This is a genomic window from Mycobacterium hippophais (genome assembly GCF_027529605.1).
Lineage (GTDB): Bacteria > Actinomycetota > Actinomycetes > Mycobacteriales > Mycobacteriaceae > Mycobacterium > Mycobacterium arseniciresistens.
Window position 1 is genome coordinate 204,162 of record NZ_JAPZPY010000003.1, and the last position, 25,450, is coordinate 229,611.

Consider the following 25,450-nt stretch of genomic DNA (forward strand, 5'->3'; position numbering starts at 1 on the left):
GAAGGGCATGTCGATGAGGCTGCTGAGGCGGATGCGCATGGCGGTGCCCGTCGCGGCTGTGCTGCCCGCGCTGCTGCTGTCGGCCCCGGCGAGCGCGACACCGAGTGACGGGGAGTTCCTCGAACAACTGAGCCGGGACGGCGTCATCTTCACCGACTTCAGGGCGATGCTCGAATACGCCCACGGCATCTGCGCGTCGCTCGACCGGGGCGTGTCGCACGTCGACGTCGTCGATGACGTCATGGTCGACCAACCGCAACTCGACCGGGACCGGGCGGTGGTGCTGACGGTCAGCGCCTACCTGGCGTACTGCCCGTGGCACGCGCTGCCGGGTTCGGGTTCGGGGTCGGCATCCGGTGTGGCGTTCGCCTAGGCCGGCTGTCCGCTGACCGGCATACTTCGGGCGTGGACGAGGTGCGCTGGGATGCGCTGACCGAGGTGTCGCTGGTGATGACGACCGACGGGCCGGACGCCGAAGACGTGTTCCTGGTGTGCAATCACAGCGACGGCCCGGACACGGTGCTCGGCCTCGACGAGGTCGGCGGCGTGCTGGCCCGGATGCAGGCGCTGCCCGGCTTCGACAACGACGCATTCATCAGCTCCATGGGTGCGGGCAAGGACGGCGTCGCCGTGTTGTGGCGCCGCTGAATCGGCGTCACCGGTCGGGTCGCCACCGCCCGTGACGACCCGGGCAGCTGATTCCCCACCCCCCACTAGACTGGGCCGGTGAATTCTCCCGCCGATCCCTCGGACCCGCGGCCCGTTCTGGTGGTCGACTTCGGCGCGCAGTACGCCCAGCTCATCGCCCGTCGCGTGCGTGAGGCGCGGGTGTACTCCGAGGTCGTGCCCCACACCGCCAGCGTCGAGGACATCAAGGCGCGCGATCCGCAGGCGATCGTGCTGTCCGGCGGCCCGGCCAGCGTGTACGCCGAGGGGGCGCCGCAACTGGACCCGGCGCTGTTCGACCTGGACGTCCCGGTGTTCGGGATCTGCTACGGGTTCCAGGCCATGGCGCAGGCGCTCGGCGGCACCGTCGCGCGCACCGGGACCAGCGAGTACGGCCGCACCGAACTGAAAGTCGCCGGCGGTGAACTTCATTCGGATCTGCCCGCCACCCAGCCGGTGTGGATGAGTCACGGCGACGCGGTCACCGCCGCGCCCGAGGGTTTCGACGTCGTCGCCACCAGCACCGGCGCGCCGGTCGCCGCATTCGAGAACCGCGCCCGCCGGCTGGCCGGTGTGCAGTACCACCCCGAGGTGCTGCACTCGCCGCACGGCCAGCAGGTGCTCAGCCGCTTCCTGCACGACTTCGCCGGGATCGGCGCCAAGTGGACGCCTGCCAACATCGCCGACGCGCTGGTCGAGCAGGTGCGCGCGCAGATCGGCGACGGCCGGGCGATCTGCGGTCTGTCCGGCGGGGTGGACTCCGCCGTGGCGGCCGCACTCGTGCAGCGCGCCATCGGCGACCGGCTCACCTGTGTGTTCGTCGACCACGGGCTGCTGCGGTCCGGTGAGCGGGCCCAGGTCCAGCGTGACTTCGTCGCCGCCACCGGTGCCAACCTGGTCACCGTCGACGTCGCCGACCGGTTCCTGCAGGCGCTGTCCGGGGTGACCAACCCCGAGGGCAAGCGCAAGATCATCGGTCGCGAGTTCATCCGCGCCTTCGAGGGCGCGGTGCGTGGGTTGGTGGAGGACAAGGCCGGGGACGTCGACTTCCTGGTGCAGGGCACGCTGTATCCCGACGTCGTCGAGTCCGGCGGCGGGTCGGGCGCCGCGAACATCAAGAGCCACCACAATGTCGGCGGCCTGCCCGACGACCTCAAATTCAAGTTGGTGGAACCGCTGCGGCTGCTGTTCAAGGACGAGGTGCGCGCGGTCGGCCGCGAGCTCGGCCTGCCCGAGGACATCGTCGCCCGCCAGCCGTTCCCCGGACCGGGGCTTGGCATCCGCATCGTCGGCGAGGTGACCGCCGCCCGGCTCGACACGTTGCGCAGTGCCGACGCGATCGCCAGGGAGGAGCTCACCGCCGCCGGTCTGGACAACCAGATCTGGCAGTGCCCGGTGGTGCTGCTCGCCGACGTCCGGTCGGTGGGCGTGCAGGGCGACGGGCGCACCTACGGCCACCCCATCGTGCTGCGCCCGGTCTCCAGCGAGGACGCGATGACCGCCGACTGGACCCGGGTGCCCTACGAGGTGCTCGAGCGCATCTCCACGCGCATCACCAACGAGGTGCCCGCCGTCAACCGCGTCGTGCTCGACGTCACGAGCAAGCCGCCGGGCACCATCGAGTGGGAGTAGCCCTCAGCGCGGCGTGACCGGCACGACGGCCTCGTTGCGGCGGCGGAAGGGCAGCGTGAACGGAGGGTCGTAGAACCAGGCGACGGGCTCGCCCTCGGCCCGGTAGCCGCTCCCGGCGAGCACGTCCAGCAGTTCCGCGCCCTTGCGCGCGACGACAGCGGGGCTGCGGTCGCCGCTGTACCGCAGCACCGCGACGGTCTCCGCGGGCACCGTCACCAGGCGCACTGCGGCACTGTCGGGTTCGGGCAGCGTCTCGAGGCTGTACTTCGACGGCATGAAGAACCGGATCGTCGAGCCGCCGCCGGTGCCCGACTGGGCGACCGGGGCGGTCATCGAGATCTGCTCACCACCGGCCCCCGACTGGGCGACCGGCGCGGTCATCGCGATCGAGGTCTCGCTGTGATTGCCGCCGAAGATGTAGCGGGCCAGCCGGCGGAACCCGATGCTGCGCGCGGCGTCGTCGTCGGCCGCGACGAGCGTCTCGGCCGCGACCCGGGGACCGTAGACCCGGATCTCCACATCGCCGATCCGGTCGGTGACCCGGTGGTGGGGTTCCTCGGTGCCGAACCGCAGGCCCACGATCGATCCGGCCGATTCGGCGATCTGGACGGGGAGCTTCACCAGCGTGTTCAAGGACGTCATGGGGGTGATTCGGTGCTGTCGGCGCGGCGGATCGCCCGCCGGCGGAAACGGTTGACGAGGGGGTCGGCCGCTTGACGGTGTCAGAGGCGAGGTGTTTACTCGGAGCATCGAACATACATTCGAACAACGGGTGAATCGGATGGTGCTGGAGGTGCTGCTGTGACAGCGGCGACGAGTCTGGATTTGCGCCGCCTCAACCATACTGAACAGGTAGAACACCTGCGCAGGCAGATGGCGGCGGTCGGCGGGAAAGTCGGTTCCGGGCGTCGCGGCGCGGCCCCGTCGGCCGACCTGCTGCCCGAGTCGGAATCTTTGCTGCCGCTGCCCGAATCGCTGGCGGGACTGCTGCCCACCTCGTTGCCGCGCGGCACGGTGGCGGTGGCGACGGGCGCCCGGTCGCTGTCGCTGAGCATGGTGGCGGCGGTGACGGCCGCGGGCGGACACGCGGCCATCGTGGGTCAGCCCGACGTGGGCCTGCTGGCCGCCGTGGAGATGGGGGCCGACCTGAGCCGGCTGGCCGTCATCCCGGACCCCGGGGCCGACCCGGTCGAGGTGGCCGCGGTGCTGATGGACGGCATGGATCTGGTGGTGCTCGGGTTGGGTGGGCGTTCGGTGACCGCGGGCCGGGCCAGGGCGGTGGTGGCCCGCGCGCGGCAGAAGGGCTGCACCCTGCTGGTCACCGACGGCGAGTGGCAGGGGGCGTCCGCGCGGCTGGAGGCCCGGGTGTGCGGCTACGAGGTGAGCGGGGCGGGCCGGTCCGGCAGGCCGGTGCCCGGCTGTGGGCGCATCAGCCGGGTGCGATTGGCCATGCGGGCGTGCGGACGGTCCGTCGGCGCTCTGCGCGCCGTGGGGGAGTGAGGCGCCGTGGCCTCCCGGGTGCTGGCCGTCTGGTGCATGGACTGGCCCGCGGTCGCCGCCACGGCCGCAGCCGGGCTGGCCACGACGGCACCGGTGGCGGTCACGCTGGCCAACCGGGTGATCGCGTGTTCGGCGTCGGCCAGGGCGAGCGGGGTGCGACGCGGTCTGCGCCGCCGTGAGTCGCAGGCCCGCTGTCCGCAACTCCACGTGGCGCCCGCCGATCCGGCACGCGACGCCCGGCATTTCGAGAACGTGACGGTCGCCGTGGACGATCTGGTGCCCCGGTCGGAGGTGCTGCGGCCGGGCCTGCTGGTGCTCTCGGTCCGTGGGGCAGCCCGCTATTTCGGCTCCGAACAGGCCGCCGCCGAACGACTCGTCGACGCGGTGGCCGCGGCGGGCGCCGAGTGCCAGGTGGGTATCGCCGACCAGCTGGCCACCGCGGTCTTCGCCGCCCGTGCCGGCCGGATCGTCGAACCCGGTGGCGATGCCGGCTTCCTGTCGGCGCTGTCCATCCGGCAGCTGGCCACCGAACCGAGCCTGGCCGCACCCGGACGCGACGAGCTGGCTGACCTGTTGTGGCGCATGGGTATCCGTACCGTCGGCAAGTTCGCGGAGCTGTCCCGCAGCGATGTGGCGTCCCGGTTCGGCGCCGACGCCGTGGCCGCGCACCGGTTCGCCCGCGGCGAACCGGCCCGGGGCCCGTCGGGGCGCGAACCCCCGCCGGAACTCGACGCCGTGATGGACTGCGACCCGCCGATCGACCGGGTGGACGCCGCGGCCTTCGCGGGCCGGTCGCTGGCCGGCGACCTGCACCGCAGCCTGGAGGCGGCCGGGGTCGGCTGCACCCGGCTGGCCATCCATGCCGTCACCGCCAACGGCGAAGAGCTGGAACGGGTGTGGCGGTGCGCCGAGCCGCTGACCGAGGATGCCACCGCCGACCGGGTGCGCTGGCAGCTCGACGGGTGGCTGAACCGGCGGAATCAACACGACCGGCCTACCGCAGCGGTCACGGTGCTGCGGCTGCGCCCGGTGGAGGTGATCTCGGCCGAGGCGTTGCAACTGCCGCTCTGGGGCGGCGTCGGTGAGGAGGACCGGTTGCGGGCCCGCCGCGCCCTGGTCCGGGTGCAGGGCCTGCTTGGTCCGGAGGCGGTGCAGGTGCCGGTGCTCAGCGGCGGCCGGGGACCCGCCGAGCGGATCACGCTCACCCCGTTCGGCGACGAACCCGTCCCGGCTGCCGATCCGAACCAACCCTGGCCCGGCCGGTTACCCGAGCCGTCGCCCACGGTGCTGCTCGACGACCCGGTCGAATTGCTGGACGGCCAGGGCGATCCCGTGCGGGTGACCCACCGGGGACTGTTCTCCGGCGATCCGGCCCGGCTGGACGGCGGGGGGTTCCGCGGTGACCTGAGCTGGTGGGCGGGGCCGTGGCCGGTCGACGAACGGTGGTGGGATCAGGACCGCGCCAAGGGGCGCACGGCGCGGGCCCAGGTGCTGATCGGCGGCGAACCCGAGAAGGCGCTGCTGCTGTGCTACCGCCAGCGGCGGTGGTACGTCGAGGGGGTCTATGAATAGACAGTCTTGATCACCGATCAGCCCAGGCGACGGGCGAACTCGCCGACCCGGGCGATGAACCGGTCGAAGAACACATCCGGATCCACCTCGACGCCGACGAGCGCGTTCGGGTCGCGTCCCCACCGGCCGTGCCAGTCCGCCACGGTCATCCCGCGGGTCAGCGAGCCGGTCAACTCGACGTCGACCGTGGTCTGCCGGTAGCGCACCAGCTCCGGGTCGAGGGCCACCGCTGCCGCCAGCGGGTCGTGCAGGTGCGCGAGATAGCCTTCGCCCTGGTCGAAGTGGAACTCGAAGTAGAACCGCATCGCATCCTCGAGCACCCGGATCAACGGGTTGGCGGCCACCGACCGGGTGCCGCGGTCGTCGAGCACACTCATCGGCGCGGTCGGCGAATCGGCCGCGGCCGCCAGCCGGCTCAGCAGCGCCGGAGTCATCGCGATGTTCTCGGTGAGGTTGAGCCCCAGCACGATCGGTAGATGACCGGGCGCCCTCTGCTGGTCTCCGGAGCCCCATGCCGCACCCCAGCCGGCGAACACCTCGGCCGCGGCTTCGGGGTCGACGCTGACGTTCCACTCGGCCACCGCGGTGGTGTTGCCCCGGTAGTCGAACGCACCGCCCATGATCACCAGCCGGCGCAGCAGCGTGGGTAGCGCCGGTTCGGCGCGCAGCGCGAGGGCGAGATTGGTCAGCGGCCCGACGACCATGCCGATCAACTCACCGGGATGGGCGTGTGCGGCGCGGATCCACGCCTCGGCCGCATCGTGGGCGGTCAGTTGACAGTCGGAGGGTGGCAGCCGGGCGTAGCCGAGCCCCTGCGGCCCGTGAGTGTCCTCGGCGGTCCGCAGCATCGATGCGACGGGGCCGTCGGCGCCCCGCGACACCGGAATGCCGTTCACCCCGCACAGCCCGATCAGCCCGAGATTGTTCTGACAGACCTGGTCCACGCCGACATTTCCGGCCGTGGAGGCGATTCCGACCACCTCCGCGTCGGCGCTGGCGAACAGGTAAGCCAGCGCCATCGCGTCGTCGACGCCGGTGTCGACGTCGACGAACACCGGTTGTGGCGTGGCGGAATCACCACTGTGGGTCGGCATTTCGGAGAGGATACGCGGCGTTACCAGTGCACGCCGGGGACGAGTCGCACCATGCGCTTGACCGGCCGCGGCATCCTGATCGGCGACGCGGCCGGGCGGGACGGGCGCGCAGGCCGGCGCGCCGTGGTCGTATCGGCGCTGACGCCCCTGGCGGCGGCCGAGTCCGGATAACCCAGATAGACCTGATGCAGCACCCGGCGGGAAAGCTTGGGCGCGAAGTACATCCCGATGTCGGCGAGGGTGCCGACCGGGGTGTCGATGCGCGCCGGCTTGTCGATCAGTGCCCGCACGATCATCGCGGCGGCGTGGTCGGCCGTGATCGGCGGCATCGGGTTGAGCTTGCGCGAGGGCGCGATCATCGGGGTCTTCACCAGCGGCATGTGGATCGTGGTGAACGTGACGTGATCGGACAGCGTCTCGGTGGACACCACGTCGGCGAACGCGTCGAGCGCGGCCTTGCTGGGCACGTAGGCGCTGTACTTCGGGCTCGCGGCCTGCACGCCCGCGCTGGACACGTTGACCACGTGACCGAACCGGCGCTCCTGCCAGTGCGGAAGCAGCGCGAGCACCATCCGCACCGCCCCGAAGTAGTTGACCGCCATCACCCGCTCGTAGTCGTGCAAGCGGTCGGTGGAGTTGGCCACCGAACGGCGGATGGAGCGGCCGGCGTTGTTCACCAGATAGTCGACGTGGTCGAACCGGCCCAGGATGTCCTTCACGGTCGCGTCCACCGACGCAGAATCGGCGACATCGCAGGTGAACGCGTGCGCCTGACCGCCTGCAGCCCGGATCTCGGCGACCAGGTCGTCGAGCGCCTCGGCGTTGCGGGCGAGCGCGAACACCGTCGCGCCGCGTGCGGCGACCGCGAGGGCGGCGGCGCGGCCGATGCCGCTGGAGGCGCCGGTGATGACGACATGCCTGCCCACCAGCGGACCGGCCGGATCGTCGCGGCGGGCCCGGTCGGGATTGAGGTGTTTCGCCCAGTACCGCCACAGCTGCGGGGCGTACGACGAGAAGGAGGGCACCTCGATGCCGGTGCCGCGCAACGCCTCCGCGGTGTTGTCCGCAGTGAACGTGGGGGCCAGGTCGACGACGTCGAGGATCTCGGCGGGCACACCGAGTTGGGTGGCCGCCATGTTGCGCCACACCTTCATCCGCCCGGTCGCGCCGAGCACCGGGGCGGCCGTCACCCGGGGCAGCGTGCCGCGCAGCGGCGGCAGGCCCGCGGCCTTCGCGACACCCCGGTAGATGCCGCGCAGCCCGATGGTGCCGGGTGCGGTCAGGTGGAACGTCTGGCCGTCGCGGCCCTCGGCATGCAGCAACTCCGTCAGGGCCCGTGCCACGTAGTCGACCGGGACGATGTTGGTCCTGCCGGTGTCGGGCAGCGCGATCGGCGTCAGGCTCGGCAGCCGAGACAGCTTCGCCAGCAGACCGAAGAAGTAGTAGGGGCCGTCGATCTTGTCCATCTCGCCGGTTTGCGAGTCGCCGACCACCACGGCGGGCCGGTACACCCGGTAGCGCAGGCCGGGGGCCGACCGCACCAGCAGTTCGGCCTCGAACTTCGTCTGGTGGTACGGCGTCGGGAGGTCCTGCGCGACGTCGAAGTCGTCCTCGGTGAACTGGCCCCGATAGGTGCCCGCCACCGCGATCGAGGACACGTGGTGCAGCGTGGCGTCGAGGCGGCGGGCCAGTTCGATCACCGCGCGGGTGCCCTCGACGTTGGCCGCCCGCTGGGCGTCGTCGTCAGCGGTGATGTCGTACACCGCGGCGCAGTGCACCACGTGGTCGACTTCGCCCAGCTCCGCGACGGCTTCCTCGGTCAGGTCGAGGCCGGCCGCGGTCAGGTCGCCGACCAGCGGTTTGACCTGCTCACCCCACTCGCCGGCGAGGCGTTCGAAGCGGGACAGCGACTCGCGGCGGACCAGCACCCACACCTGCGCGGCGGTGCCGCGGGCGATGAGCTCGGACACGACCCGGCGTCCAATGAACCCGGTACCGCCGGTAACGACATAGCGCATGCGAGCCATGGTCACCCCTGGCCCGGCAAAGGTCAATAAGGTGTGACGCTGCCGTACAGACTCGTCAACGCCTCGGTCAGGGTGCGTGCGTCGTCAGCGGTGACACCGAAGCCGACGCTGCACAGCGCCGCCGTCGCCCCCTCCGCGACCGCCCGGCCCTCACCGGTGATCGTGACCAGCGTGGCCCTGCGATCGGTGGGGTGGCGCTGGCGCGTCAGCAGGCCGCGCTCGGCGAGGCGGTCGCAGGCGATGCTCACCGTCGTGGCGTGCACCGAGAGCCGGCGGGCCACCTCGCCCAGCAGCCGCACGCCGTCGGCCTGCTGCAACTCCTTGAGGATCTCGTAGTCGATGAGGCGCAGCGCGAAGCCGGACTTGAGCTGCTGGTCCACCACCGCCGTCATCGACCGGTGCAACCTGAGCACCGTACTCATCGCCAAGTGCCCGCTCGGCTCGACCATCTGCCTTCCATAGCCACTATTCGCCCTGCTAACCGTCTTTGCGTTACCGGTATGGTCCGTCTCAGCCGAGAAGGGAGTGTCCATGCCGATCGACCCGACCGCCGTGGGGAAGAAGTCCGCACCTCAACTGCTCGAGTGGACCGACCGCGAGACCCTGCTGTATGCGCTCGGAGTGGGCGCGGGCACCACGGATCTGGCATTCACCACCGAGAACAGCCACGACATCGAGCAGCAGGTGCTGCCCACCTACGCCGTCATCGCGAGCCCTGCGTGGGGCGCGGTCGGCGAAGTCGGGACCTTCAACTTCGGCATGCTGCTGCACGGGTCCCAGCAGATCCGGCTGTTCGCGCCGCTCCCGCCGGCCGGCAAGCTCAGCGTGGTGTCCGAGGTGGCCGACATCCAGGACAAGGGTGAGGGCAAGAACGCGATCCTGGTCTTCAAGGGCACCGGCACCGACCCGGACACCGGCCAGGTCGTCGCAGAGACACTGTCCACCGCCGTCATCCGCGGCGAGGGCGGCTTCGGCGGCCAACCCGGCGAGCGCCCGGTGGCGCCGCAGATCCCTGACCGCACACCCGACGCGCAGATCGCCCTGCCCACCCGCGAGGACCAGGCGCTGCTCTACCGGCTCACCGGTGACCGCAATCCGCTGCACAGCGATCCGTGGTTCGCCAAGGAGCTCGCCGGCTTCCCGCGGCCGATCCTGCACGGCCTGTGCACCTACGGCGTCGCGGGCCGGGCGCTGGTGGCCGCACTCGGCGGCGGCGACGCCACGAAGATCACCGCCGTCGGCGCCCGCTTCACCTCGCCGGTGTTCCCCGGCGAGACGCTGACCACCTCGATCTGGCGCACCGACCCCGGCCGGGCGGTGTTCCGCACCGAGGCCGCGGCTCCGGACGGCGCGGACAGCAGGCTGGTGCTCGAGGACGGCACCGCCGAGTACACCGACTGAGCCACCGCCCCCTGCCGCGGATTTCGCCGAAGCCGTCGCCAACCGCTGCCGCGGTTGACAGGATCATCACGACGGTCGGACGAGACGCGAACGGGCGGTGGTGGTCGTGAGACTGGTGGTCGGTTTTCTCGCAACGCCCGGAGGTGGTGACGCCCTGGCGCTCGGTGTGCGCCTGGGCCGGACGCTCGGCGCCGAGGTGCACGCCTGCATCGTGATGCCACCCGACCGGGGTGTGCCCGCGATGGTGACCACCGGTGGCTACGAGGACCTGCTCGCCGAGCAGGCCACGGAGTGGCTCGACCGCGCGCTCGGGGCGGTGCCCGATGACGTTGTTACCCAGGGGCACGTCAGCTTCTCCGCCTCGTACGCCGACGGGCTCATCCGGGAGGCGGGCAGGCTCGAGGCGGACGCGCTCGTGGTGGGCGGATCCGGCGGCGGCCTGGCCGGCAGCTTCTCGCTGGGCTCGGTGGTCAACGAACTGCTGCACTCGTCGCCGGTGCCGGTGGCCGTGGCGCCGCGGGGAGCGCGCCTTTCCGGAATCGAGCGGGTCCGCGAGGTGACATGCGCCATCGGTGAGCGCGAAGGCGCCGATCTGTTGCTGGACAACGCCGTTCGATTCAGTATGGCGGCAGGCACGCCGCTGCGACTGGTGTCGCTGGTCGCACTCGACCCCACCTTCGGCACCCTGCGCGGTGACGCCGACGCCGTGCACAGACGAGCGCTCGACCATGCGGCGCGGACCCTGGACACGGCGAAAAGCGAGCTGCCCGACAGTTTTCCTGTGACGTCGACCGTGGTGGACGGACCGTCGGTGGAAACCGCCGTCAGCAAGCTGGAATGGCGCGACGGCGACCTCATCATGGTGGGGTCGAGCCGGCTCAGCGCACCGAAGCGGCTCTTCCTCGGTTCCACGGCGGCCAAGATGTTGCGCGTGCTCGACGTGCCGATGGTCGTCGTGCCCCGCGACCAGCTCGGTGAAGAGGACCTGCCGTGACGGAGGCGGTGGCGCACGACGAATCAGGCCTGGTGTCGAAGGGCCTGGCCAGTGGCAAGATCGGGACGCTATCGGGCGCGGTGCTCGGCATCTCCTGCGTCGCGCCCGGATACACGCTGACGGCCAGCATCGGGCTGATCGTGGCCGCGGTCGGGCTGAAGATGCCCGCGATCTTCATCGCGGGCTTCATCCCGATGTTCCTGACGGCCTACGCATACCGGGAGCTGAATTCCCGCGCGCCGGACTGCGGTGCGTCGTTCACGTGGTCCACCAAGGCGTTCGGCCCCTATGTCGGGTGGATGTGCGGGTGGGGGATGGTCGTGGCGTCGATCATCGTGCTGTCGAACCTCGCGGCGATCGCGGTCGAGTTCTTCTACCTTTTCATCGCCCGGATCCTCAACCGTCCGGAGATCGCCGACCTGGCGGGCAACACCGCGGTCAACATCGCCACGACACTGGCGTTCATCGCGATCGCCACCTACATCGCCAGTCGCGGCATCACCACCAGCGAGCGGGTCCAGTACATCCTGGTCGGCTTCCAGATGATCGTGCTGCTGGCCTTCGCGGTCGCGGCGCTCTGGCATGTGGGCGCCGGCGATGCGCCCGCGGGGCTGGCCTTCGACCTGGACTGGTTCAACCCCTTCACCGGTTTGGCGTTGAGCGCGTTCGTGATCGGGGTGACCGGTTCGATCTTCGCGTTCTGGGGCTGGGACACCTGCCTGACGCTGGGCGAGGAGTCCAAGGACCCGACGAAGGTCCCCGGACGGGCGGGCCTCGTCTGCGTGCTGTCGATCCTGCTGACCTACCTGCTCGTCGCGGTCGCGGTGATGATGTACGCCGGCGTCGGCGCCGAGGGCCTCGGGCTGGGCAACGAGGAGAACGCCGACAACGTGTTCGGCGCGCTCGCGGACCCGGTGCTCGGCACCTGGGCCGGACCGTTGCTGTTCCTGGCGATCTTCGCCTCGTCGGTGGCCAGCCTGCAGACGACGTTCCTGCCGGCGGCGCGGGCGATGCTCGCGATGGGCGCCTACCGCGCGTTCCCTGACCGGTTCGCCTCGGTGCACCCGCGGTTCCTGGTGCCGGTGTTCAGCACCGTCGTGGCCGGCGTGGTCACCGGGGTGTTCTACACCGTGGTGAGCCTGCTCTCGGAGAGCGTGCTCCTCGATACCATTGCGGCGCTGGGCATCATGATCTGCTGGTACTACGGCATCACCGCGTTCGCGTGCGTGTGGTATTTCCGCCGTGAGTTGTTCGCCAACCTGCACAACGCGGTCTTCAAGTTCCTGTTCCCGTTGCTCGGCGGGCTGGTGCTCGCCGCGGTGTTCGTGATCTCGGTGCGCGAGAGCATGAATCCCGAGAACGGCAGCGGCACCTCGGTCGGCGGCATCGGGCTGGTCTTCTACATGGGATTCGGCATCCTGCTGTTCGGCGCCGTGCTGATGCTGATCTGGCGGGTGCGCAGCCCGGGGTTCTTCCAGGGGCAGACGCTGCGGCGCGACACCCCGGCGCCGGTGGACACTCCCGTCGGCTAGGGCGGCGAGCGCCGGGTCGGGACTACTCCGACCACACCTGCAGCACCGTCACGTACGGGGCGGGCTCGACCGAGAGCGCACCGACGTACGGGTGCTCCAGCGCGAAGATAAGGTACATGACGAATCCCAGCAGAGCCGCCGTCAGCCCCACTGCCAGCGCATGAATCAGTAGATCGCGGGTGCCGAACAGGAAGGTGAACGCCATCACCACGCCGCCACCACCCAGCAGCAGGACCCAGAGTTCGCCGGGGACCGACGCCTCGCCGGTGGACACCCGCATCTTCCGGTTGGCGCTGAGGTCGTTCAACCGGAGGATCGCGTGATCGAAGAACGCGATCTCGTTGCGGCTCTCCGGCTGCACCGTCAGGTAGGTCTCCCAGACGTCGGCCAGTTCGTCGGACTGCTCCTCGATGGTCTCGCCGCGACGCATGCGCGGGAACTCGTCGTCGATCACGTCCCGGGTGTAGGCGATGAGGCTCTGCTGCACCGCTACGCGGGACTCCACAGGCAGGGCAGCCGAGTCTCGGAGTAGATCGGCGATCGCACTGGCCTCAAGGCCACTGGCGTCCTCGGCGTCACCGAACTGCTCCCACACCACTACCACGACGAACGCCACGAGCACGGCATAGAGGACGCCGGCGAGCTGAAACACCGTGCTGGACACCGCATTCGCGTTCTCGAGTCTGGTGTGGGAAACGGCCTTGCGGAACACGAGGAGTCCGCCGACGGAGAACCCGACGACGGCGCCGACCCACAGCAGACCGAGAATCGGCGCAGGAATCTGCAGCAGCCAGATCACACCCGATTATGACCACGGACGTTGGCCGAGCGACGGCAAACACACCGCAGCGGCGGCGACGGGTCAGACGGTCAGCGCAACCGAGCTGTTCGAACTGGCGTTCGATACACTGGTCAGGTGGCGTGGAACGACGGGCCGTCGAACTGGCCGGAGATGGAGCGGGTGCTCAACAGCAAGCCCCGCCGCGCCGGTGCGCCGTTGGCCGAGCCCACCGGCGACGGCGGTGACAGTCCGGCCTGGTCGAGCAGGCGCGGCGCCTACGAGCCGGTGGGGGAGAACCGGATCGCCTCGTCGGTGCCGTACGCCGAACTGCACGCGCACTCGGCGTACAGCTTCCTCGACGGCGCCAGCACGCCCGAGGAGCTCGTCGAGGAGGCCGCCAGGCTGGATCTGCGCGCCATCGCACTGACCGACCACGACGGGCTCTACGGGGTGGTGCGCTTCGCCGAGGCCGCCCACGAACTCGGCGTGCAGACCGTGTTCGGCGCCGAACTGTCGCTGGGCAACACCGCCCGCACCGAGGTGCCCGACCCGCCCGGCCCCCATCTGCTGGTGCTGGCCCGCGGGCCCGAGGGCTATCGCCGGTTGTCGCGCGAGATCGCCAGGGCCCACCTCGCGGGCGGGGAGAAGGGCAAGCCGCGCTACGACTACGACACGCTCACCGAGGCCGCCGGCGGTCACTGGCACATCCTCACCGGATGCCGTAAAGGCCATGTGCGGCAGGCACTGTCGCAGGGTGGTCCGGAGGCGGCCGGCGCGGCGCTCGCCGACCTGGTCGACCGGTTCGGCCGCGACCGGGTCAGCGTCGAGCTCACCCACCACGGCCATCCCCGCGACGACGAGCGCAACGCCGCGCTGCTCGAGCTGGCGCCGCGCTACGGTCTCGGCGTGGTGGCCACCACCGCGGCGCACTTCGCCGAGCCGTCGCGGGGGCGGCTGGCCATGGCGATGGGGGCGATCCGGGCCCGCAACTCGATCGATGACGCCGCGGGTTGGCTGGCGCCGCTCGGCGGATCGCACCTGCGGTCGGGTGAGGAGATGGCGCGGCTATTCGCGCACAGCCCGGAAGCGGTCCGGGCCGCCGCCGACCTCGGCGAGCAGTGCGCGTTCGGGCTGACGCTGATCGCCCCGCAGCTCCCGCCGTTCGACGTCCCACCGGGGCACACCGAGGACAGCTGGCTGCGGCATCTGGTGATGACCGGCGCCCGCGACCGGTACGGTCCGCCGGAGCGCGCGCCGCTGGCCTACCACCAGATCGAGCACGAACTGAGGGTCATCGAAGAGCTTTCCTTCCCCGGCTATTTCCTTGTGGTGCACGACATCACCCGGTTCTGCCGGGAGAACGGCATCCTGGCCCAGGGCCGCGGGTCGGCGGCCAACTCCGCGGTCTGTTACGCCCTCGGCGTCACCAACGTCGACCCGGTTGCCAACGAATTGCTGTTCGAGCGGTTCCTGTCCCCGGCGCGGGACGGGCCGCCCGACATCGACATCGACATCGAGTCCGACCTGCGCGAGCAGGCCATCCAGTACGTCTACCAACGCTACGGCCGCGACTACGCCGCCCAGGTCGCCAACGTCATCACCTACCGCGGGCGCAGCGCCGTGCGCGACATGGCCCGTGCGCTCGGCTTCTCCCAGGGGCAGCAGGACGCCTGGAGCAAGCAGTTCGGGCAGTGGGGCAAGCTCGCGGACACCAAACACGTCGAGGGCATCCCCGAGCAGGTGATCGACCTGGCCCAGCAGATCTCCAACCTGCCGCGGCACATGGGCATCCACTCCGGGGGCATGGTGATCTGCGACCGGCCGATCGCCGACGTGTGCCCGGTGGAGTGGGCCCGCATGGAGAACCGCAGCGTGTTGCAGTGGGACAAGGACGACTGTGCCGCAATCGGTCTGGTGAAGTTCGACATGCTCGGACTCGGGATGCTCTCGGCGCTGCACTACTGCATCGACCTGGTCGCCGAGCACAAGGACATCGACGTGGACCTGGCCCAGCTCGACCTCTCCGAGCCCGCTGTGTACGAGATGCTGCAGCGGGCCGACTCGGTCGGCGTGTTCCAGGTGGAGTCGCGCGCCCAGATGGCCACCCTGCCCCGGCTGAAGCCGCGGCTGTTCTACGACTTGGTGGTCGAGGTGGCGCTGATCCGGCCAGGACCGATCCAGGGTGGGTCGGTTCACCCGTACATCAAGCGGCGCAACGGCGAGGAGCCGGTCACCTACGACCACCCGTCGATGGAGCCCGCCCTGCGGAAGACGCTCGGCGTGCCACTGTTCCAGGAGCAGCTGATGCAACTGGCCGTCGACTGTGCGGGCTTCACCGCCGCGGAGGCCGACCAGCTGCGCCGCGCGATGGGCTCGAAGCGCTCCACCGAGAAGATGCGCAGGCTGCGTGGCCGCTTCTACGACGGGATGCGCAACCGGCACGGCATCACCGGTGACGTCGCCGACCGGATCTATGAGAAGCTCGAGGCGTTTGCCAATTTCGGTTTCCCGGAGAGCCATTCGCTGTCGTTCGCGTCGCTGGTGTTCTACTCCTCGTGGTTCAAGCTGCACCATCCGGCGGCGTTCTGCGCCGCGCTGCTGCGTGCCCAGCCGATGGGGTTCTATTCGCCGCAGTCGCTGGTGGCCGACGCCCGGCGGCACGGGGTCACCGTGCACGGCCCCGATGTCAACGCGAGCCTGGCGCACGCCACCCTGGAGAACAGCGGGCTCGACGTCAGGCTGGGTCTGGGCAGTGTCCGCCACATCGGCGATGAGCTCGCCGAGCGCATCGTCGACGAGCGGAAAGCCAACGGCCCCTTCATCGATCTGCTCGATCTGACCGGGCGGGTGCAGCTGTCGGTGCCGCAGACCGAGGCGCTGGCGACGGCGGGGGCGCTGGGCTGCTTCGACATCACCCGCCGCGAGGGGCTGTGGGCGGCGGGGGCGGCCGCCGCCGAACGGCCCGACCGGCTGCCGGGTGTCGGCTCGTCGTCGCATGTGCCGTCGCTGCCGGGGATGAGTGAGCTGGAGCTGACGGCGGCCGACGTGTGGGCCACGGGCGTCTCCCCGGACAGCTATCCCACCCAGTACCTGCGTGAGCACCTCGACGCGATGGGGGTCGTCCCGGCCGACAAGCTGCTCGGCGTGCGGGACGGCAGCCGGGTGCTGGTCGCGGGCGCGGTGACCCACCGGCAGCGGCCTGCGACGGCGCAGGGCGTGACGTTCGTCAACCTCGAGGACGAGACCGGGATGGTCAACGTGCTGTGCGCACCCGGGGTGTGGGCGCGGCACCGTCGGCTGGCGCAGACCGCTCCGGCGATGGTCATCCGCGGCATCGTGCAGAACGCCACCGGCGCGGTGACCGTGGTGGCCGACCGGCTGGAGAAGCTCGACCTGCGGGTGGTGTCGAAGTCGAGGGACTTCCGCTGAGCGGCTAGCTCTTGTGCCCCAGCACGATGTCCACCGCGGCGGCGATCACCTCGTCCTCGGGCAGGTGGCCGAACATCAGTGACGGGCAGGCGACGACACCGGTGAGCATCGACACCGCCGCCTCGAGGTCGGCGCCGTCGAATCGCTGAGCCAGCATGTCGCGCAGGTTGCGCTGGCCCGCCGAGTTGACCCGTTCCCGCAGCGCCGCCACGTCGTCGACCGACGACGACTGCGCCATCCCGGCCAGGATGTGGTCCAGCCGCAGTTCGCGGATGGCCTGCCGGAACACCGTCAGCTCGCCGACGATGTCGGCCCGCAGTTCTCCGGTGGGCTCGTGGTGGGGCATGTCCCCGAGCGAGTCGATCGCCGTGGCGATGAGGTCGTACCGCGACGGCCAGTGGGTGTACAGCGTCGACTTGGAGTAGCCGGCCGCCTCTGCCACCCGGGCATGGGTCACTTGCTCCCAACCTTCGCCGATCAGCACGTCGAGTGCCGCGCGGGAGACATCGGCGCGGGTGCGGCCGATGCGTGCGTCCTCAATCCCCGTGCGATCACCTCCCTCATCCGCGTCATGGATCCGACAGAAATTATCTGATGGACAACTCTTCCAATAGTGCATCAAGTGTGAAGTAATGGACGAGCTGTTCAGTAGTGAACGGTCAGATTGGTTGTCATCGCGGGGTGTCGAGAAGCGGGCGTCCGCGACGCCGATAGCTGTCTCCCCAATGTGCGCGGCGTGCTCGTGTTGAGCGTTTTCGCCGCCGACCAGGAAGGATCTTTCATGGCCGCCATTCTCTTCGGCTCCATCAGTACGGTTGCTGACACCTCGGAGCTGCAACGCCGGGCCTTCAACGGCGCGTTCGAGGACCACGGACTCGACTGGAACTGGTCGCAGGATGATTACCGCGAGATGCTCGGCGCCAACGGCGGCGCCGACCGGATCGACGAGTACGCCAAGGCCGTCGGCGACGAGGTCGACGCCGCCGCCGTGCACGCCACCAAGTCGGAGATCTTCCAGCGCCTGGTGGCCGACTCCGGCCTGGCCCCGCGGCCTGGAGTGGCCGACGTCATCGACGCCGCCAAGGCCAAGGGCGTGAAGCTCGGCTTCGTCACCACCACGTCGCGGGCCAACATCACCGCGCTGCTGTCGGCGCTCGAACCGCACCTCGGCGCGGATCCCTTCGACCTGATCGTCGACAGCGATGCCGTCGACACACCGAAACCCGATGCAGCGTGCTATCTCTGGGCGCTCGAACAACTCGGCGAGGACGCCGCCAAGTCGGTCGCGATCGAGGACAACGCCGGCGGGGTGAAGGCCGCGACGGCCGCCGGGGTGACGTGCATCGCCTTCCCGAACGAGAACACCGAGGGCGCCGACTTCGGCTCGGCGGCCGAGACGGTCAACAATCTCGACCAGCGCCGGGTCGTCTCGCTGGCCGTCAGCGAGGGGTTCACGGAATGAGCGACATGACCGCCCGGGTCTCGGCCTCCGAGAAGGCCTTTCACGTCGAGGGTTACGAGAAGATCGAATACGACCTGCTCTACGTCGACGGCGTCTTCGACGTCGACCGCCCCGATCTCGCCGAGTGCTACCGGCCCTACGGCCGCGCCCTGATGGTGATCGACGAGACCGTCTACGCGCTCTACCGCGAGGCGATCCACCACTACTTCGACCATCACGGCATCGCGCTGACGGTGGTTCCCGTGCAGATCCGCGAGACGGCCAAGTCGCTGGAGACCTTCGAGCGCATCGTCGGCGAGTTCGACGCCTTCGGACTGGTCCGCACGGAACCGGTGCTGGTCGTCGGCGGCGGGCTGACCACCGACGTCGCCGGCTTCGCCTGCGCCAGCTACCGGCGCAACACCCCGTACATCCGCATCCCCACCACGCTGATCGGTCTGATCGACGCCAGCGTGTCGATCAAGGTCGCCGTCAACTACGGCAAGCACAAGAACCGGTTGGGCGCCTATCACGCTTCCCAGCGGGTGTTCCTCGACTTCTCCTTCCTGAAGACCCTGCCGGCCGACCAGGTGCGCAACGGCATGGCCGAACTCATCAAGATCGCCGTGGTCGGCAACGCCGAGATCTTCCAGATGCTCGAAGAGCACGGCCCGGCACTGCTTTCCACCAGATTCGGCCACCTCGACGGCACACAGGAACTCCGCCGGGTCGGCGACCGGCTGACCTACCAGGCCATCGCGACCATGCTGGAGCTCGAGGCGCCCAACCTGCACGAGATCGACCTGGACCGGGTCATCGCCTTCGGTCACACGTGGAGCCCGACGCTCGAACTCGCTCCGCCGGTGCCGTTCTTCCACGGGCACGCCATCAACATCGACATGGCGCTGTCGGTCACCCTCGCGGAGCGACGCGGCCACCTGACGCCCGCCGATCGGGACCGCGTGCTGGCGGTGATGAGCGGACTGGGGCTCGCGCTGGACAGCGATCACCTGACCCCGGAACTGCTGGAGCAGGCGACCAGCTCGATCCTCAAGACCCGCGACGGCACCCTGCGGGCGGCGATCCCCGACCCGATCGGGTGCTGCCGCTTCCTCAACGACGTCTCGGTCGAGGAGCTGTCCGACACGCTGACACTGCACAAGAAGCTGTGCATCGAGCTCGACCGTGGCGGTGAAGGGATCGAGATGTTCACCGCTGCGGAGGTGGTGTCATGAGCGTGCAGTTCGAGCAGCGGCGCCTGCCCCGGGCGGTGACTCCGTCGACCATCCTGGCCGCGGAGCTCGACGAGGTCTGGCGACGGCTGCAGACCACACCCGACGTCGACGCCGAGACGCTGACGAGGCTGGCCCGGGCCCGTGATCTCGCCGCCGGGCTGGATCCCTATCTCGACCGGTGCACCACCCCCGAGTCGCCCGCGCTGGCCGAACTCGCCCGCCGCACCCAGGGGGCGTACTGGACCGACGGGCTCGAGGCCGAGATGCTCTCCGGCCACGTCGAGGGTCAGGCGCTGAAGTTCTTGGTGCACATGACGCGCGCCACCCGGGTGCTCGAGATCGGGATGTTCACCGGCTACTCGGCGCTCGCCATGGCCGAGGCGCTGCCCGCCGACGGCGTGCTCGTCGCCTGCGAGATCGACCGCCACGCAGCGAAGTTCGCGCGGCAGTGTTTCGCCGCGTCCCCGTCGGGCAAGAAGATCACCGTCGCCGTGGCGCCGGCGATGGAGACGCTGGGCATGCTCGCCGAACGCGCCCGCCACGATGAGCTGCAGGCATTCGACCTGGTGTTCATCGACGCCGACAAGGCCGGATACCTGGGCTATCTCGAGGTTCTGCTCGACTCGGACCTGCTGGCGCCCGGCGCGGTGATCGCCGTCGACAACACGCTGATGCAGGGTCAGCCGTACGCGGTCAGCGGTGAGCCGACGGCCAACGGCGCGGCGATCGCGTCCTTCAACGCCGCTGTGGCCGCCGATCCACGCGTCGAGCAGGTGCTACTGCCCGTCCGCGACGGGCTCACCCTCATCCGCCGGGCCGACGACTGGTGACGGTCACGGCACGGGCGCACACGGGACGCACAGTGGCGGCCCTGGCCGCACTGTGCGCCACGCTGCCGGTCGACGTCGCCGTCGTCGGACTGACGCTGGTGCGTCGCCGTCCGCCGCCGGCCCGCCTGCCGGGACCCGTTGCGGTGCGGACCGTGCTGCTCACGGGTGGAAAGATGACCAAGGCGCTGCAGCTGGCGAGGTCGTTCCACCTCGCCGGGCACCGGGTGGTGCTGGTGGAGTCGGCGAAGTACCGCTGGACCGGTCACCGCTTCTCCACGGCCGTCGACGCCTTCCACTCCGTTCCGGAGCCGTCGGATCCCGGCTACGCCCAGGCGCTGCTCGACATCGTCCGCCGGGAGCGGGTCGACGTCGTCGTGCCGGTGTCGAGCCCGGCGGCCAGCGTGCCCGACGCGCGGGCACGGTCACTGCTCGACGGCGTGTGCGACGTGGTGCACGGTCACGCCGACACCGTCGCCGCGCTCGACGACAAGTCCGAATTCTCCAGAGTCGCATCGTCTCTCGGCCTGAGCGTGCCCGACACCCACCGCATCACCGATGCGCGGCAGGTCGAGGAGTTCGACTTTCCTGTGGGCAGGACGTACATCCTCAAGCGGATCGCCTATCACCCCGTCGGACGGACCGATCTCACCCCGCTGACCCGCGAGACACCCGAGCGCAACGCGGCATACGCCCGCTCACTGGCCATCTCCGCGGACGACCCGTGGATCCTGCAAGAATTCATCCCCGGCCGCGAGTACTGCACCCACGCCACCGTGCGCGACGGCGCCCTGCGCGTCTACTGCTGTTGCGAGTCGTCGGCGTTCCAGGTCAACTACGCACACGTCGACAAGCCGCGGATCCGGCACTGGGTCGAACATCTCGTCAAGAGCCTCGAGTTGACCGGCCAGGTGTCGTTCGACTTCATCGAGGCCGCGGACGGCACGCCATACGCGATCGAGTGCAATCCGCGGACGCATTCGGCGATCACCGTGTTCGGCGACGATCCCCGCGTCGCCGGCGCGTACCTCGACGCCCAGCACGTCGAGATCACTCCGGCCGCCGAGTCGCGGGCGACCTACTGGGCCTATCACGAGCTGTGGCGCCTGCTGACCGGGCACGGCGGACTGACGACGATGCTGCGGGGCCGTGACGCGATCTTCTCCCGTTGGGACCCGTTGCCCTACCTGATGGTTCACCACCTACAGATTCCCTCGCTGCTGCTGGCCAACCTGCGCAGCGGCCGGGGGTGGAGCCGCATCGACTTCAACATCGGCAAGCTCGTCGAGGCAGGAGGCGACTGATGATCTCGGTGCTGCACCTCGTCGGCTCGCCGGTCGACGAGTTCCACGCCGACCTGTCCCGGCTGTACGCCCGCGACTGCCTCGCCGCACTCGACGCGCCGCACCGGTACCGCCATCAGATCGCCTACGTCGCGCCGGGCGGAAAGTGGTGCTTTCCCGCCACTCTAGAGACCGGGAGTATCGCCGCCGCGGAGTCGTACAGCATCGCGGCGGCCGTCGACCGGCTGAGCGACATGCCCATCGACGTGGTGGTGCCGCAGATGTTCTGCCGTCCAGGCATGACCACCTTCCGGGCGCTGCTCGACCTGCTCGGGCTGCCGTATCTGGGGAACCGGCCCGAGGTGATGGCGATGACGGCCGACAAGACCAAGGCCAGGGCGGTCGTCGCGGCCGCCGGGGTTTCGGTGCCGGACGCGCAGACCTTGGAACCCGGCGAGGCACTGCAGATTCCGCTGCCGGTGGTGGTGAAGCCTGCCGCCGCCGACAATTCGGCGGGGGTCAGCCTGGTGCATGACGATGCGGAATTCTCCGCCGCGGTCGACGCGGCGACGGCGCACGGCTCCGGCGTACTCGTCGAGTCCTACGTGGAGCTGGGTCGCGAGGTGCGCTGCGGTGTGGTGGAGCGCGACGGCGAACTGTGGTGCCTGCCGCTCGAGGAGTATGCGGTGGATCCGTCGAGTAAGCCGATCCGCACGGCGGGGGACAAGCTGGCCCGCGGCGCCGACGGTGAACTGTTCCTGGTGGCCAAGGACGTCAGCCGGGCGTGGATCGTCGCGCCCGACGACCCAGTGACGCAACGGGTCTGGACCGCAGCCCGGTCCTGCTATCGGGCGTTGGGATGCCGGCACTACGGCCTCTTCGACTTCCGCATCGACCCCGACGGCGAAGCATGGTTCCTCGAGGCAGGCCTGTACTGCTCGTTCGCCGAGTCGAGCGTCATCGCCATGATGGCGGCGGCCGACGGCTGCGAGGTGGCCGATCTGTTCGCACATGTGCTGCGGGAAGCCGAGATCGGATCGGCGTCGTGTTCGAGGTGAGGCAACTGGCGCCGGTCGGCGCGCGGGTGGAGGGCCTGCGGGTCGGGGCGCTGGACGACGCGAACGTCGGCCGCCTGCGGCAGGTGCTCGCCCGCCATGGCGTCGTGATCATGTCCGGCCAGTGCGTCGACGACTCCGGGTTCCTGGCGTTCCTACGGGGTTTCGGCGACTTGATGTTCACGGCCGGGGAGACGCCGGTACCTGGATTCGCCGACCTGAACGTGATCAGCAATGTCGGGCGGACAACGCCGCCGCGGTCGAACTTCCACGTCGACACCAGCTACGTGCGCCGTCCGCCCGCCTACACCGCGCTGCGCGCCGTCGACGTCCCGCGGCACGGGGGGCACACCCTGTTCACGAACCAGTACCGGGCGTGGGAGACGCTGCCTGCCCATGTCCGCGGGGATTTGCAGGGCCGCAGCATCACCCACGTCGTCACGGGGCTCGATCTCGGTGACGACGAGGAGACCTCGGCCGCTCACCCGGTGGCGCTGACCCATCCGTTGTCGGGCCGCACCGCGCTGTACCTGTCGACACCGAAGCGGTGTGCGGCGGTGAGCGGCCTGTCCGCGGACCGGGCGGCCCGGGTGGTGTCGATGCTCGTCGCACACTCCACCCGCGAGGACAACGTGCTGCGCCACCGGTGGCGGCCCGGCGACGTGGTGATGTGGGACAACCGGTGCGTGATGCACCGGGCGGACCACGACGGCGTCGACGGCGACCGGGTGATGCACCGTGGCATGGTCGCCGACTCTGTCAGGGCTTGAGCCACCGCCACTGCGTCGAGCACCAGACCTCGGCCCCGGGCAGTGTGTCGCCGACCGCGTCGACCACGCCGGGGAACCAATCCCGGTTGTAGTCGTCGCCGGACAGCCAGCCGCCGGGGCGCACCTTGGGCAGCCACGCCGCGATGTCGGCCCGCACGCTGTCGTAGTCGTGCCGGGCGTCGAGGTGCACCCAGGCCAGCGACTCGTCGGCGAACAGCGCGGCGGCCGCCACCGAGTCGGTGATCAGCAGCTGTACCAGATCAGCTGCGCCGCAGGCGATCAGGTTGCGGTGCAGCAGTCCGGCGAAGGTCCCGCCGCCGAACTCCACCGCGGCGCCGTGAGCGTTGATCTCGCTGACACCCTCCGGGCCGCTGCCACGGCCGGTGTCCACACCGGTGACCGCGATGTCGCGACCGCTCCCACGCACCACCTCGGCCAGCGAGCACAGGCTCTTGCCCAGGTAGCAGCCCACCTCGACGAAGCGGCTGCCGTCGCCGAAATGGGCCACCGCCTCCTCCTGGCCGCCGCGCCAAGTGAACCAGCCGGGGATGTCCTGCCAGGTGCTGACGGGCCGCTCGAAATCAGATGCGTTGTGCACGCTCACCCCGCCGTCGGCGTGGTCCACACCTTGTCGATGCGGATCCGCAGCCGGGTGCCGTAGGAGGCCATCGCGTCGGCGATGCCGATCGTCTCGGCGTCAGCGGAGTACTTGGCCCAGTACGGCGCATCCTCGCGAGGGTCGGCGTCGGTGGCGTCGACGGTGGCCTCGCCGCCGATGACGACGATGCCCCCGCCACTGCCGTCGGAGTCGAGGTTGAGGCTGACCTGCGGGTGGTTCTCGACGTGGCGCACCTTGGCCGCCTGCCCCATGGTGTAGACGACGATGTCGGTGCCGTCGAAGTAGAACCACACCAGCCGCGGCACCGGCTGCCCCGACTTCGCAACCGTGGTGAGCCACCCGAAGTGGTCTGCTTCGAGCCTGCCGGAAACCTCTTGCGTCAAGTCGACTGCCATGGGAGCGAATGTAGTCTCGCGGAGATGAACTTGAACCTGTCTGCCGACGAAGTCCTCACCACCACCCGTTCGGTGCGCAAGCGCCTGGACCTCGAGAAGCCGGTGCCGCGGGACGTGCTGATGGAGTGTCTGGAGATCGCGCTGCAGGCGCCGACGGGCTCCAATGCGCAGGGCTGGCAGTGGGTGTTCGTCGAGGACGCGGCGAAGAAGAAGGCGCTCGCCGACATCTACCGCACCAACGCGACGCCGTACCTGAACGCCCCGAAGCCCTCCTACGGCGACAGCCGCGACGAGCGCACGCCGAAGGTCGTCGACTCGGCGAAGTTCCTCAACGACCACCTGCACGAGGTACCGGTGATGCTGATCCCGTGCCTGGAGGGCAGGCCCGACGGCGCACCCGCGTCGATGAGCGCGGGGTACTGGGGATCGCTGATGCCCGCGGTGTGGAGCTTCATGCTCGCGCTGCGGTCCCGCGGCCTTGGGTCGGCGTGGACCTCGCTGCACCTGATGGGCGACGGCGAGAAGCAGGCCGCCGAGCTGCTCGGCATCCCCTTCGACAGGTACGCCCAGGGCGGGCTGTTCCCCATCGCCTACACCAAGGGCACGGACTTCAAGCCCGCCAAGCGGCTGCCCGCCGAGCAGCTGACGCACTGGGACACCTGGTAGGCCGGTCGTCACACCGCGCCGGTGAAACCTTGCTGGCGCCATGCCTCGTACACCGCCACCGCGGCGGCGTTCGACAGATTCAGTGACCGCCGGCCGTCGAGCATCGGGATGCGCACCGTCGCGGTGATGTGCGGGTCCGCCAGCGTCTCGTCGTCCAGGCCGGTCGGTTCCGGACCGAACATCAGCACGTCGCCGGGGCGGTAGCCGATCTCACCGAACGGCGTCCGCGCGTGCGCGGTGAACGCGTACACGGCTTTCGGAGCCAGGGCTGCCCACGCCGCAGGCAGATTCGGGTGCACGGTGACCGACGCGAGGTCGTGGTAGTCCAGTCCGGCGCGGCGCAGCTTCGGTTCGGTCAGATCAAAACCCAACGGTTCGACGAGGTGGAGCTCACAACCCGTCGCCGCCACCATGCGAATCGCGTTGCCGGTGTTCGGCGCGATCCGCGGTGAGTAGAACATCACCCGGAACATCCGATGATGATCGCAGCTGAATCGCCGGTGGCCGAAACTGTTTGCTCGTGTACCACGA

The 25,450-nt window shown here is 69.9% G+C and carries 25 protein-coding genes; 16 read left to right on the forward strand and 9 right to left on the reverse strand.

Going from position 1 to position 25,450, the window contains the following annotated elements; translation table 11 throughout:
• The first annotated feature begins 13 nt into the window (after nt 1-13).
• The 3 genes from O6P37_RS09550 (at nt 14) to guaA (ending at nt 2,298) form a co-directional block, all read left to right on the forward strand.
• Nucleotides 14-373: a DUF732 domain-containing protein gene (locus O6P37_RS09550; protein ID WP_269893826.1), complete on the forward strand. Its 360-nt coding sequence runs from the start codon at nt 14-16 to the stop codon at nt 371-373.
• Nucleotides 374-405: 32 nt separating this feature from the next.
• Nucleotides 406-648: a hypothetical protein gene (locus O6P37_RS09555; RefSeq protein ID WP_269893827.1), complete on the forward strand. Its 243-nt coding sequence runs from the start codon at nt 406-408 to the stop codon at nt 646-648.
• A gap of 78 nt (nt 649-726) precedes the next feature.
• Nucleotides 727-2,298, forward strand: a complete 1,572-nt coding sequence (gene guaA, locus O6P37_RS09560) for a glutamine-hydrolyzing GMP synthase (RefSeq protein WP_269893828.1) — start codon at nt 727-729, stop codon at nt 2,296-2,298.
• 3 nt (nt 2,299-2,301) lie between these two features.
• Here guaA and O6P37_RS09565 read toward each other — a convergent pair whose 3' ends face one another.
• A complete protein-coding gene (locus O6P37_RS09565) occupies nt 2,302-2,940 on the reverse strand; it encodes an SOUL family heme-binding protein (RefSeq protein ID WP_269893829.1) in 639 nt (212 codons plus the stop codon).
• 159 nt (nt 2,941-3,099) lie between these two features.
• Between O6P37_RS09565 and O6P37_RS09570 the strand changes: the two genes are divergently transcribed.
• Together O6P37_RS09570 and O6P37_RS09575 are read left to right on the forward strand one after the other, a co-directional pair.
• The gene (locus tag O6P37_RS09570; protein WP_269893830.1) at nt 3,100-3,798 is read left to right on the forward strand and encodes a hypothetical protein; all 699 of its coding nucleotides are present in this window, start codon (nt 3,100-3,102) and stop codon (nt 3,796-3,798) included.
• 36 nt (nt 3,799-3,834) lie between these two features.
• The gene (locus O6P37_RS09575; protein ID WP_269894156.1) at nt 3,835-5,370 is read left to right on the forward strand and encodes a DNA polymerase Y family protein; all 1,536 of its coding nucleotides are present in this window, start codon (nt 3,835-3,837) and stop codon (nt 5,368-5,370) included.
• Between the two features lie 17 nt (nt 5,371-5,387).
• Here the strand turns inward: O6P37_RS09575 and O6P37_RS09580 are convergent, their stop codons facing one another.
• The 3 genes from O6P37_RS09580 to O6P37_RS09590 are packed head-to-tail and all read right to left on the reverse strand — an operon-like array spanning nt 5,388 to nt 8,940.
• Complete coding sequence (locus O6P37_RS09580) at nt 5,388-6,464, reverse strand: nucleoside hydrolase (RefSeq protein ID WP_269893831.1); 1,077 nt, start codon at nt 6,462-6,464, stop codon at nt 5,388-5,390.
• 20 nt (nt 6,465-6,484) lie between these two features.
• Nucleotides 6,485-8,482, reverse strand: a complete 1,998-nt coding sequence (locus O6P37_RS09585) for an SDR family oxidoreductase (RefSeq protein WP_269893832.1) — start codon at nt 8,480-8,482, stop codon at nt 6,485-6,487.
• Between the two features lie 32 nt (nt 8,483-8,514).
• The gene (locus O6P37_RS09590) at nt 8,515-8,940 is read right to left on the reverse strand and encodes a MarR family winged helix-turn-helix transcriptional regulator (protein WP_269893833.1); all 426 of its coding nucleotides are present in this window, start codon (nt 8,938-8,940) and stop codon (nt 8,515-8,517) included.
• An 82-nt stretch (nt 8,941-9,022) separates the two neighbouring features.
• Here O6P37_RS09590 and O6P37_RS09595 point away from each other — a divergent pair, with 82 nt between their 5' ends.
• The 3 genes from O6P37_RS09595 to O6P37_RS09605 all read left to right on the forward strand — a co-directional run bounded on the left by O6P37_RS09595 (nt 9,023) and on the right by O6P37_RS09605 (nt 12,418).
• Complete coding sequence (locus O6P37_RS09595) at nt 9,023-9,892, forward strand: MaoC family dehydratase (protein ID WP_269893834.1); 870 nt, start codon at nt 9,023-9,025, stop codon at nt 9,890-9,892.
• Nucleotides 9,893-9,998: 106 nt separating this feature from the next.
• Nucleotides 9,999-10,886 (forward strand): universal stress protein, encoded by an 888-nt coding sequence (locus O6P37_RS09600; RefSeq protein WP_269893835.1) that lies wholly within the window; start codon nt 9,999-10,001, stop codon nt 10,884-10,886.
• Nucleotides 10,883-12,418: an APC family permease gene (locus tag O6P37_RS09605; protein ID WP_269893836.1), complete on the forward strand. Its 1,536-nt coding sequence runs from the start codon at nt 10,883-10,885 to the stop codon at nt 12,416-12,418. The genes O6P37_RS09600 and O6P37_RS09605 overlap by 4 nt, the downstream gene beginning before the upstream one ends.
• A gap of 22 nt (nt 12,419-12,440) precedes the next feature.
• On the opposite strand, the gene O6P37_RS09610 is transcribed toward O6P37_RS09605, so the two are convergent.
• The gene (locus O6P37_RS09610; RefSeq protein WP_269893837.1) at nt 12,441-13,217 is read right to left on the reverse strand and encodes a bestrophin-like domain; all 777 of its coding nucleotides are present in this window, start codon (nt 13,215-13,217) and stop codon (nt 12,441-12,443) included.
• Between the two features lie 117 nt (nt 13,218-13,334).
• Here O6P37_RS09610 and O6P37_RS09615 point away from each other — a divergent pair, with 117 nt between their 5' ends.
• On the forward strand, nt 13,335-16,628 hold the full coding sequence (locus O6P37_RS09615; RefSeq protein ID WP_269893838.1) for an error-prone DNA polymerase: 3,294 nt from the start codon (nt 13,335-13,337) through the stop codon (nt 16,626-16,628).
• 4 nt (nt 16,629-16,632) lie between these two features.
• On the opposite strand, the gene O6P37_RS09620 is transcribed toward O6P37_RS09615, so the two are convergent.
• Nucleotides 16,633-17,247, reverse strand: coding sequence for a TetR/AcrR family transcriptional regulator (locus O6P37_RS09620; RefSeq protein WP_269893839.1), 615 nt, complete (start codon nt 17,245-17,247; stop codon nt 16,633-16,635).
• 162 nt (nt 17,248-17,409) lie between these two features.
• On the opposite strand from O6P37_RS09620, the gene O6P37_RS09625 reads away from it, so the two are divergent.
• The 6 genes from O6P37_RS09625 to O6P37_RS09650 are packed head-to-tail and all read left to right on the forward strand — an operon-like array spanning nt 17,410 to nt 23,239.
• On the forward strand, nt 17,410-18,090 hold the full coding sequence (locus O6P37_RS09625; RefSeq protein WP_269893840.1) for an HAD family hydrolase: 681 nt from the start codon (nt 17,410-17,412) through the stop codon (nt 18,088-18,090).
• Nucleotides 18,087-19,304, forward strand: coding sequence for a sedoheptulose 7-phosphate cyclase (locus O6P37_RS09630; protein ID WP_269893841.1), 1,218 nt, complete (start codon nt 18,087-18,089; stop codon nt 19,302-19,304). The genes O6P37_RS09625 and O6P37_RS09630 overlap by 4 nt, the downstream gene beginning before the upstream one ends.
• Complete coding sequence (locus O6P37_RS09635) at nt 19,301-20,134, forward strand: O-methyltransferase (RefSeq protein ID WP_269893842.1); 834 nt, start codon at nt 19,301-19,303, stop codon at nt 20,132-20,134. The genes O6P37_RS09630 and O6P37_RS09635 overlap by 4 nt, the downstream gene beginning before the upstream one ends.
• Nucleotides 20,131-21,435, forward strand: a complete 1,305-nt coding sequence (locus O6P37_RS09640) for an ATP-grasp domain-containing protein (protein ID WP_269893843.1) — start codon at nt 20,131-20,133, stop codon at nt 21,433-21,435. The genes O6P37_RS09635 and O6P37_RS09640 overlap by 4 nt, the downstream gene beginning before the upstream one ends.
• Nucleotides 21,435-22,472 (forward strand): ATP-binding protein, encoded by a 1,038-nt coding sequence (locus O6P37_RS09645; protein ID WP_269893844.1) that lies wholly within the window; start codon nt 21,435-21,437, stop codon nt 22,470-22,472. The genes O6P37_RS09640 and O6P37_RS09645 overlap by 1 nt, the downstream gene beginning before the upstream one ends.
• Nucleotides 22,460-23,239, forward strand: a complete 780-nt coding sequence (locus O6P37_RS09650) for a TauD/TfdA dioxygenase family protein (RefSeq protein ID WP_269893845.1) — start codon at nt 22,460-22,462, stop codon at nt 23,237-23,239. Before O6P37_RS09645 ends, O6P37_RS09650 begins: the two co-directional genes overlap by 13 nt.
• Here O6P37_RS09650 and O6P37_RS09655 read toward each other — a convergent pair.
• Both O6P37_RS09655 and O6P37_RS09660 read right to left on the reverse strand, forming a co-directional pair.
• Nucleotides 23,229-23,864: a class I SAM-dependent methyltransferase gene (locus O6P37_RS09655; protein ID WP_269893846.1), complete on the reverse strand. Its 636-nt coding sequence runs from the start codon at nt 23,862-23,864 to the stop codon at nt 23,229-23,231. The two genes, O6P37_RS09650 and O6P37_RS09655, sit on opposite strands and share 11 nt — an antisense overlap.
• Complete coding sequence (locus tag O6P37_RS09660; protein ID WP_269893847.1) at nt 23,840-24,253, reverse strand: TIGR03667 family PPOX class F420-dependent oxidoreductase; 414 nt, start codon at nt 24,251-24,253, stop codon at nt 23,840-23,842. The genes O6P37_RS09655 and O6P37_RS09660 overlap by 25 nt, the downstream gene beginning before the upstream one ends.
• Before the next feature lie 24 nt (nt 24,254-24,277).
• On the opposite strand from O6P37_RS09660, the gene O6P37_RS09665 reads away from it, so the two are divergent.
• Nucleotides 24,278-24,919: a nitroreductase family protein gene (locus O6P37_RS09665; RefSeq protein ID WP_269893848.1), complete on the forward strand. Its 642-nt coding sequence runs from the start codon at nt 24,278-24,280 to the stop codon at nt 24,917-24,919.
• 8 nt (nt 24,920-24,927) lie between these two features.
• On the opposite strand, the gene O6P37_RS09670 is transcribed toward O6P37_RS09665, so the two are convergent.
• Nucleotides 24,928-25,392: a tRNA (cytidine(34)-2'-O)-methyltransferase gene (locus O6P37_RS09670; RefSeq protein WP_264014915.1), complete on the reverse strand. Its 465-nt coding sequence runs from the start codon at nt 25,390-25,392 to the stop codon at nt 24,928-24,930.
• Nucleotides 25,393-25,450 lie beyond the last annotated feature (58 nt).

Excerpts from the sequence above, each read along its gene's own strand:
- O6P37_RS09550 (WP_269893826.1), top strand. The coding sequence starts at position 14 with ATGAGGCTGCTGAGGCGGATGCGCATGGCGGTGCCCGTCGCGGCTGTG.
- O6P37_RS09565 (WP_269893829.1), bottom strand. The coding sequence starts at position 2,940 with ATGACGTCCTTGAACACGCTGGTGAAGCTCCCCGTCCAGATCGCCGAA.
- O6P37_RS09575 (WP_269894156.1), top strand. The coding sequence starts at position 3,835 with ATGGACTGGCCCGCGGTCGCCGCCACGGCCGCAGCCGGGCTGGCCACG.
- O6P37_RS09580 (WP_269893831.1), bottom strand. The coding sequence starts at position 6,464 with ATGCCGACCCACAGTGGTGATTCCGCCACGCCACAACCGGTGTTCGTC.
- O6P37_RS09585 (WP_269893832.1), bottom strand. The coding sequence starts at position 8,482 with ATGCGCTATGTCGTTACCGGCGGTACCGGGTTCATTGGACGCCGGGTC.
- O6P37_RS09590 (WP_269893833.1), bottom strand. The coding sequence starts at position 8,940 with ATGGTCGAGCCGAGCGGGCACTTGGCGATGAGTACGGTGCTCAGGTTG.
- O6P37_RS09595 (WP_269893834.1), top strand. The coding sequence starts at position 9,023 with ATGCCGATCGACCCGACCGCCGTGGGGAAGAAGTCCGCACCTCAACTG.
- O6P37_RS09620 (WP_269893839.1), bottom strand. The coding sequence starts at position 17,247 with ATGCACTATTGGAAGAGTTGTCCATCAGATAATTTCTGTCGGATCCAT.
- O6P37_RS09625 (WP_269893840.1), top strand. The coding sequence starts at position 17,410 with ATGGCCGCCATTCTCTTCGGCTCCATCAGTACGGTTGCTGACACCTCG.
- O6P37_RS09630 (WP_269893841.1), top strand. The coding sequence starts at position 18,087 with ATGAGCGACATGACCGCCCGGGTCTCGGCCTCCGAGAAGGCCTTTCAC.
- O6P37_RS09635 (WP_269893842.1), top strand. The coding sequence starts at position 19,301 with ATGAGCGTGCAGTTCGAGCAGCGGCGCCTGCCCCGGGCGGTGACTCCG.
- O6P37_RS09645 (WP_269893844.1), top strand. The coding sequence starts at position 21,435 with ATGATCTCGGTGCTGCACCTCGTCGGCTCGCCGGTCGACGAGTTCCAC.
- O6P37_RS09660 (WP_269893847.1), bottom strand. The coding sequence starts at position 24,253 with ATGGCAGTCGACTTGACGCAAGAGGTTTCCGGCAGGCTCGAAGCAGAC.
- O6P37_RS09665 (WP_269893848.1), top strand. The coding sequence starts at position 24,278 with ATGAACTTGAACCTGTCTGCCGACGAAGTCCTCACCACCACCCGTTCG.
- O6P37_RS09670 (WP_264014915.1), bottom strand. The coding sequence starts at position 25,392 with ATGTTCCGGGTGATGTTCTACTCACCGCGGATCGCGCCGAACACCGGC.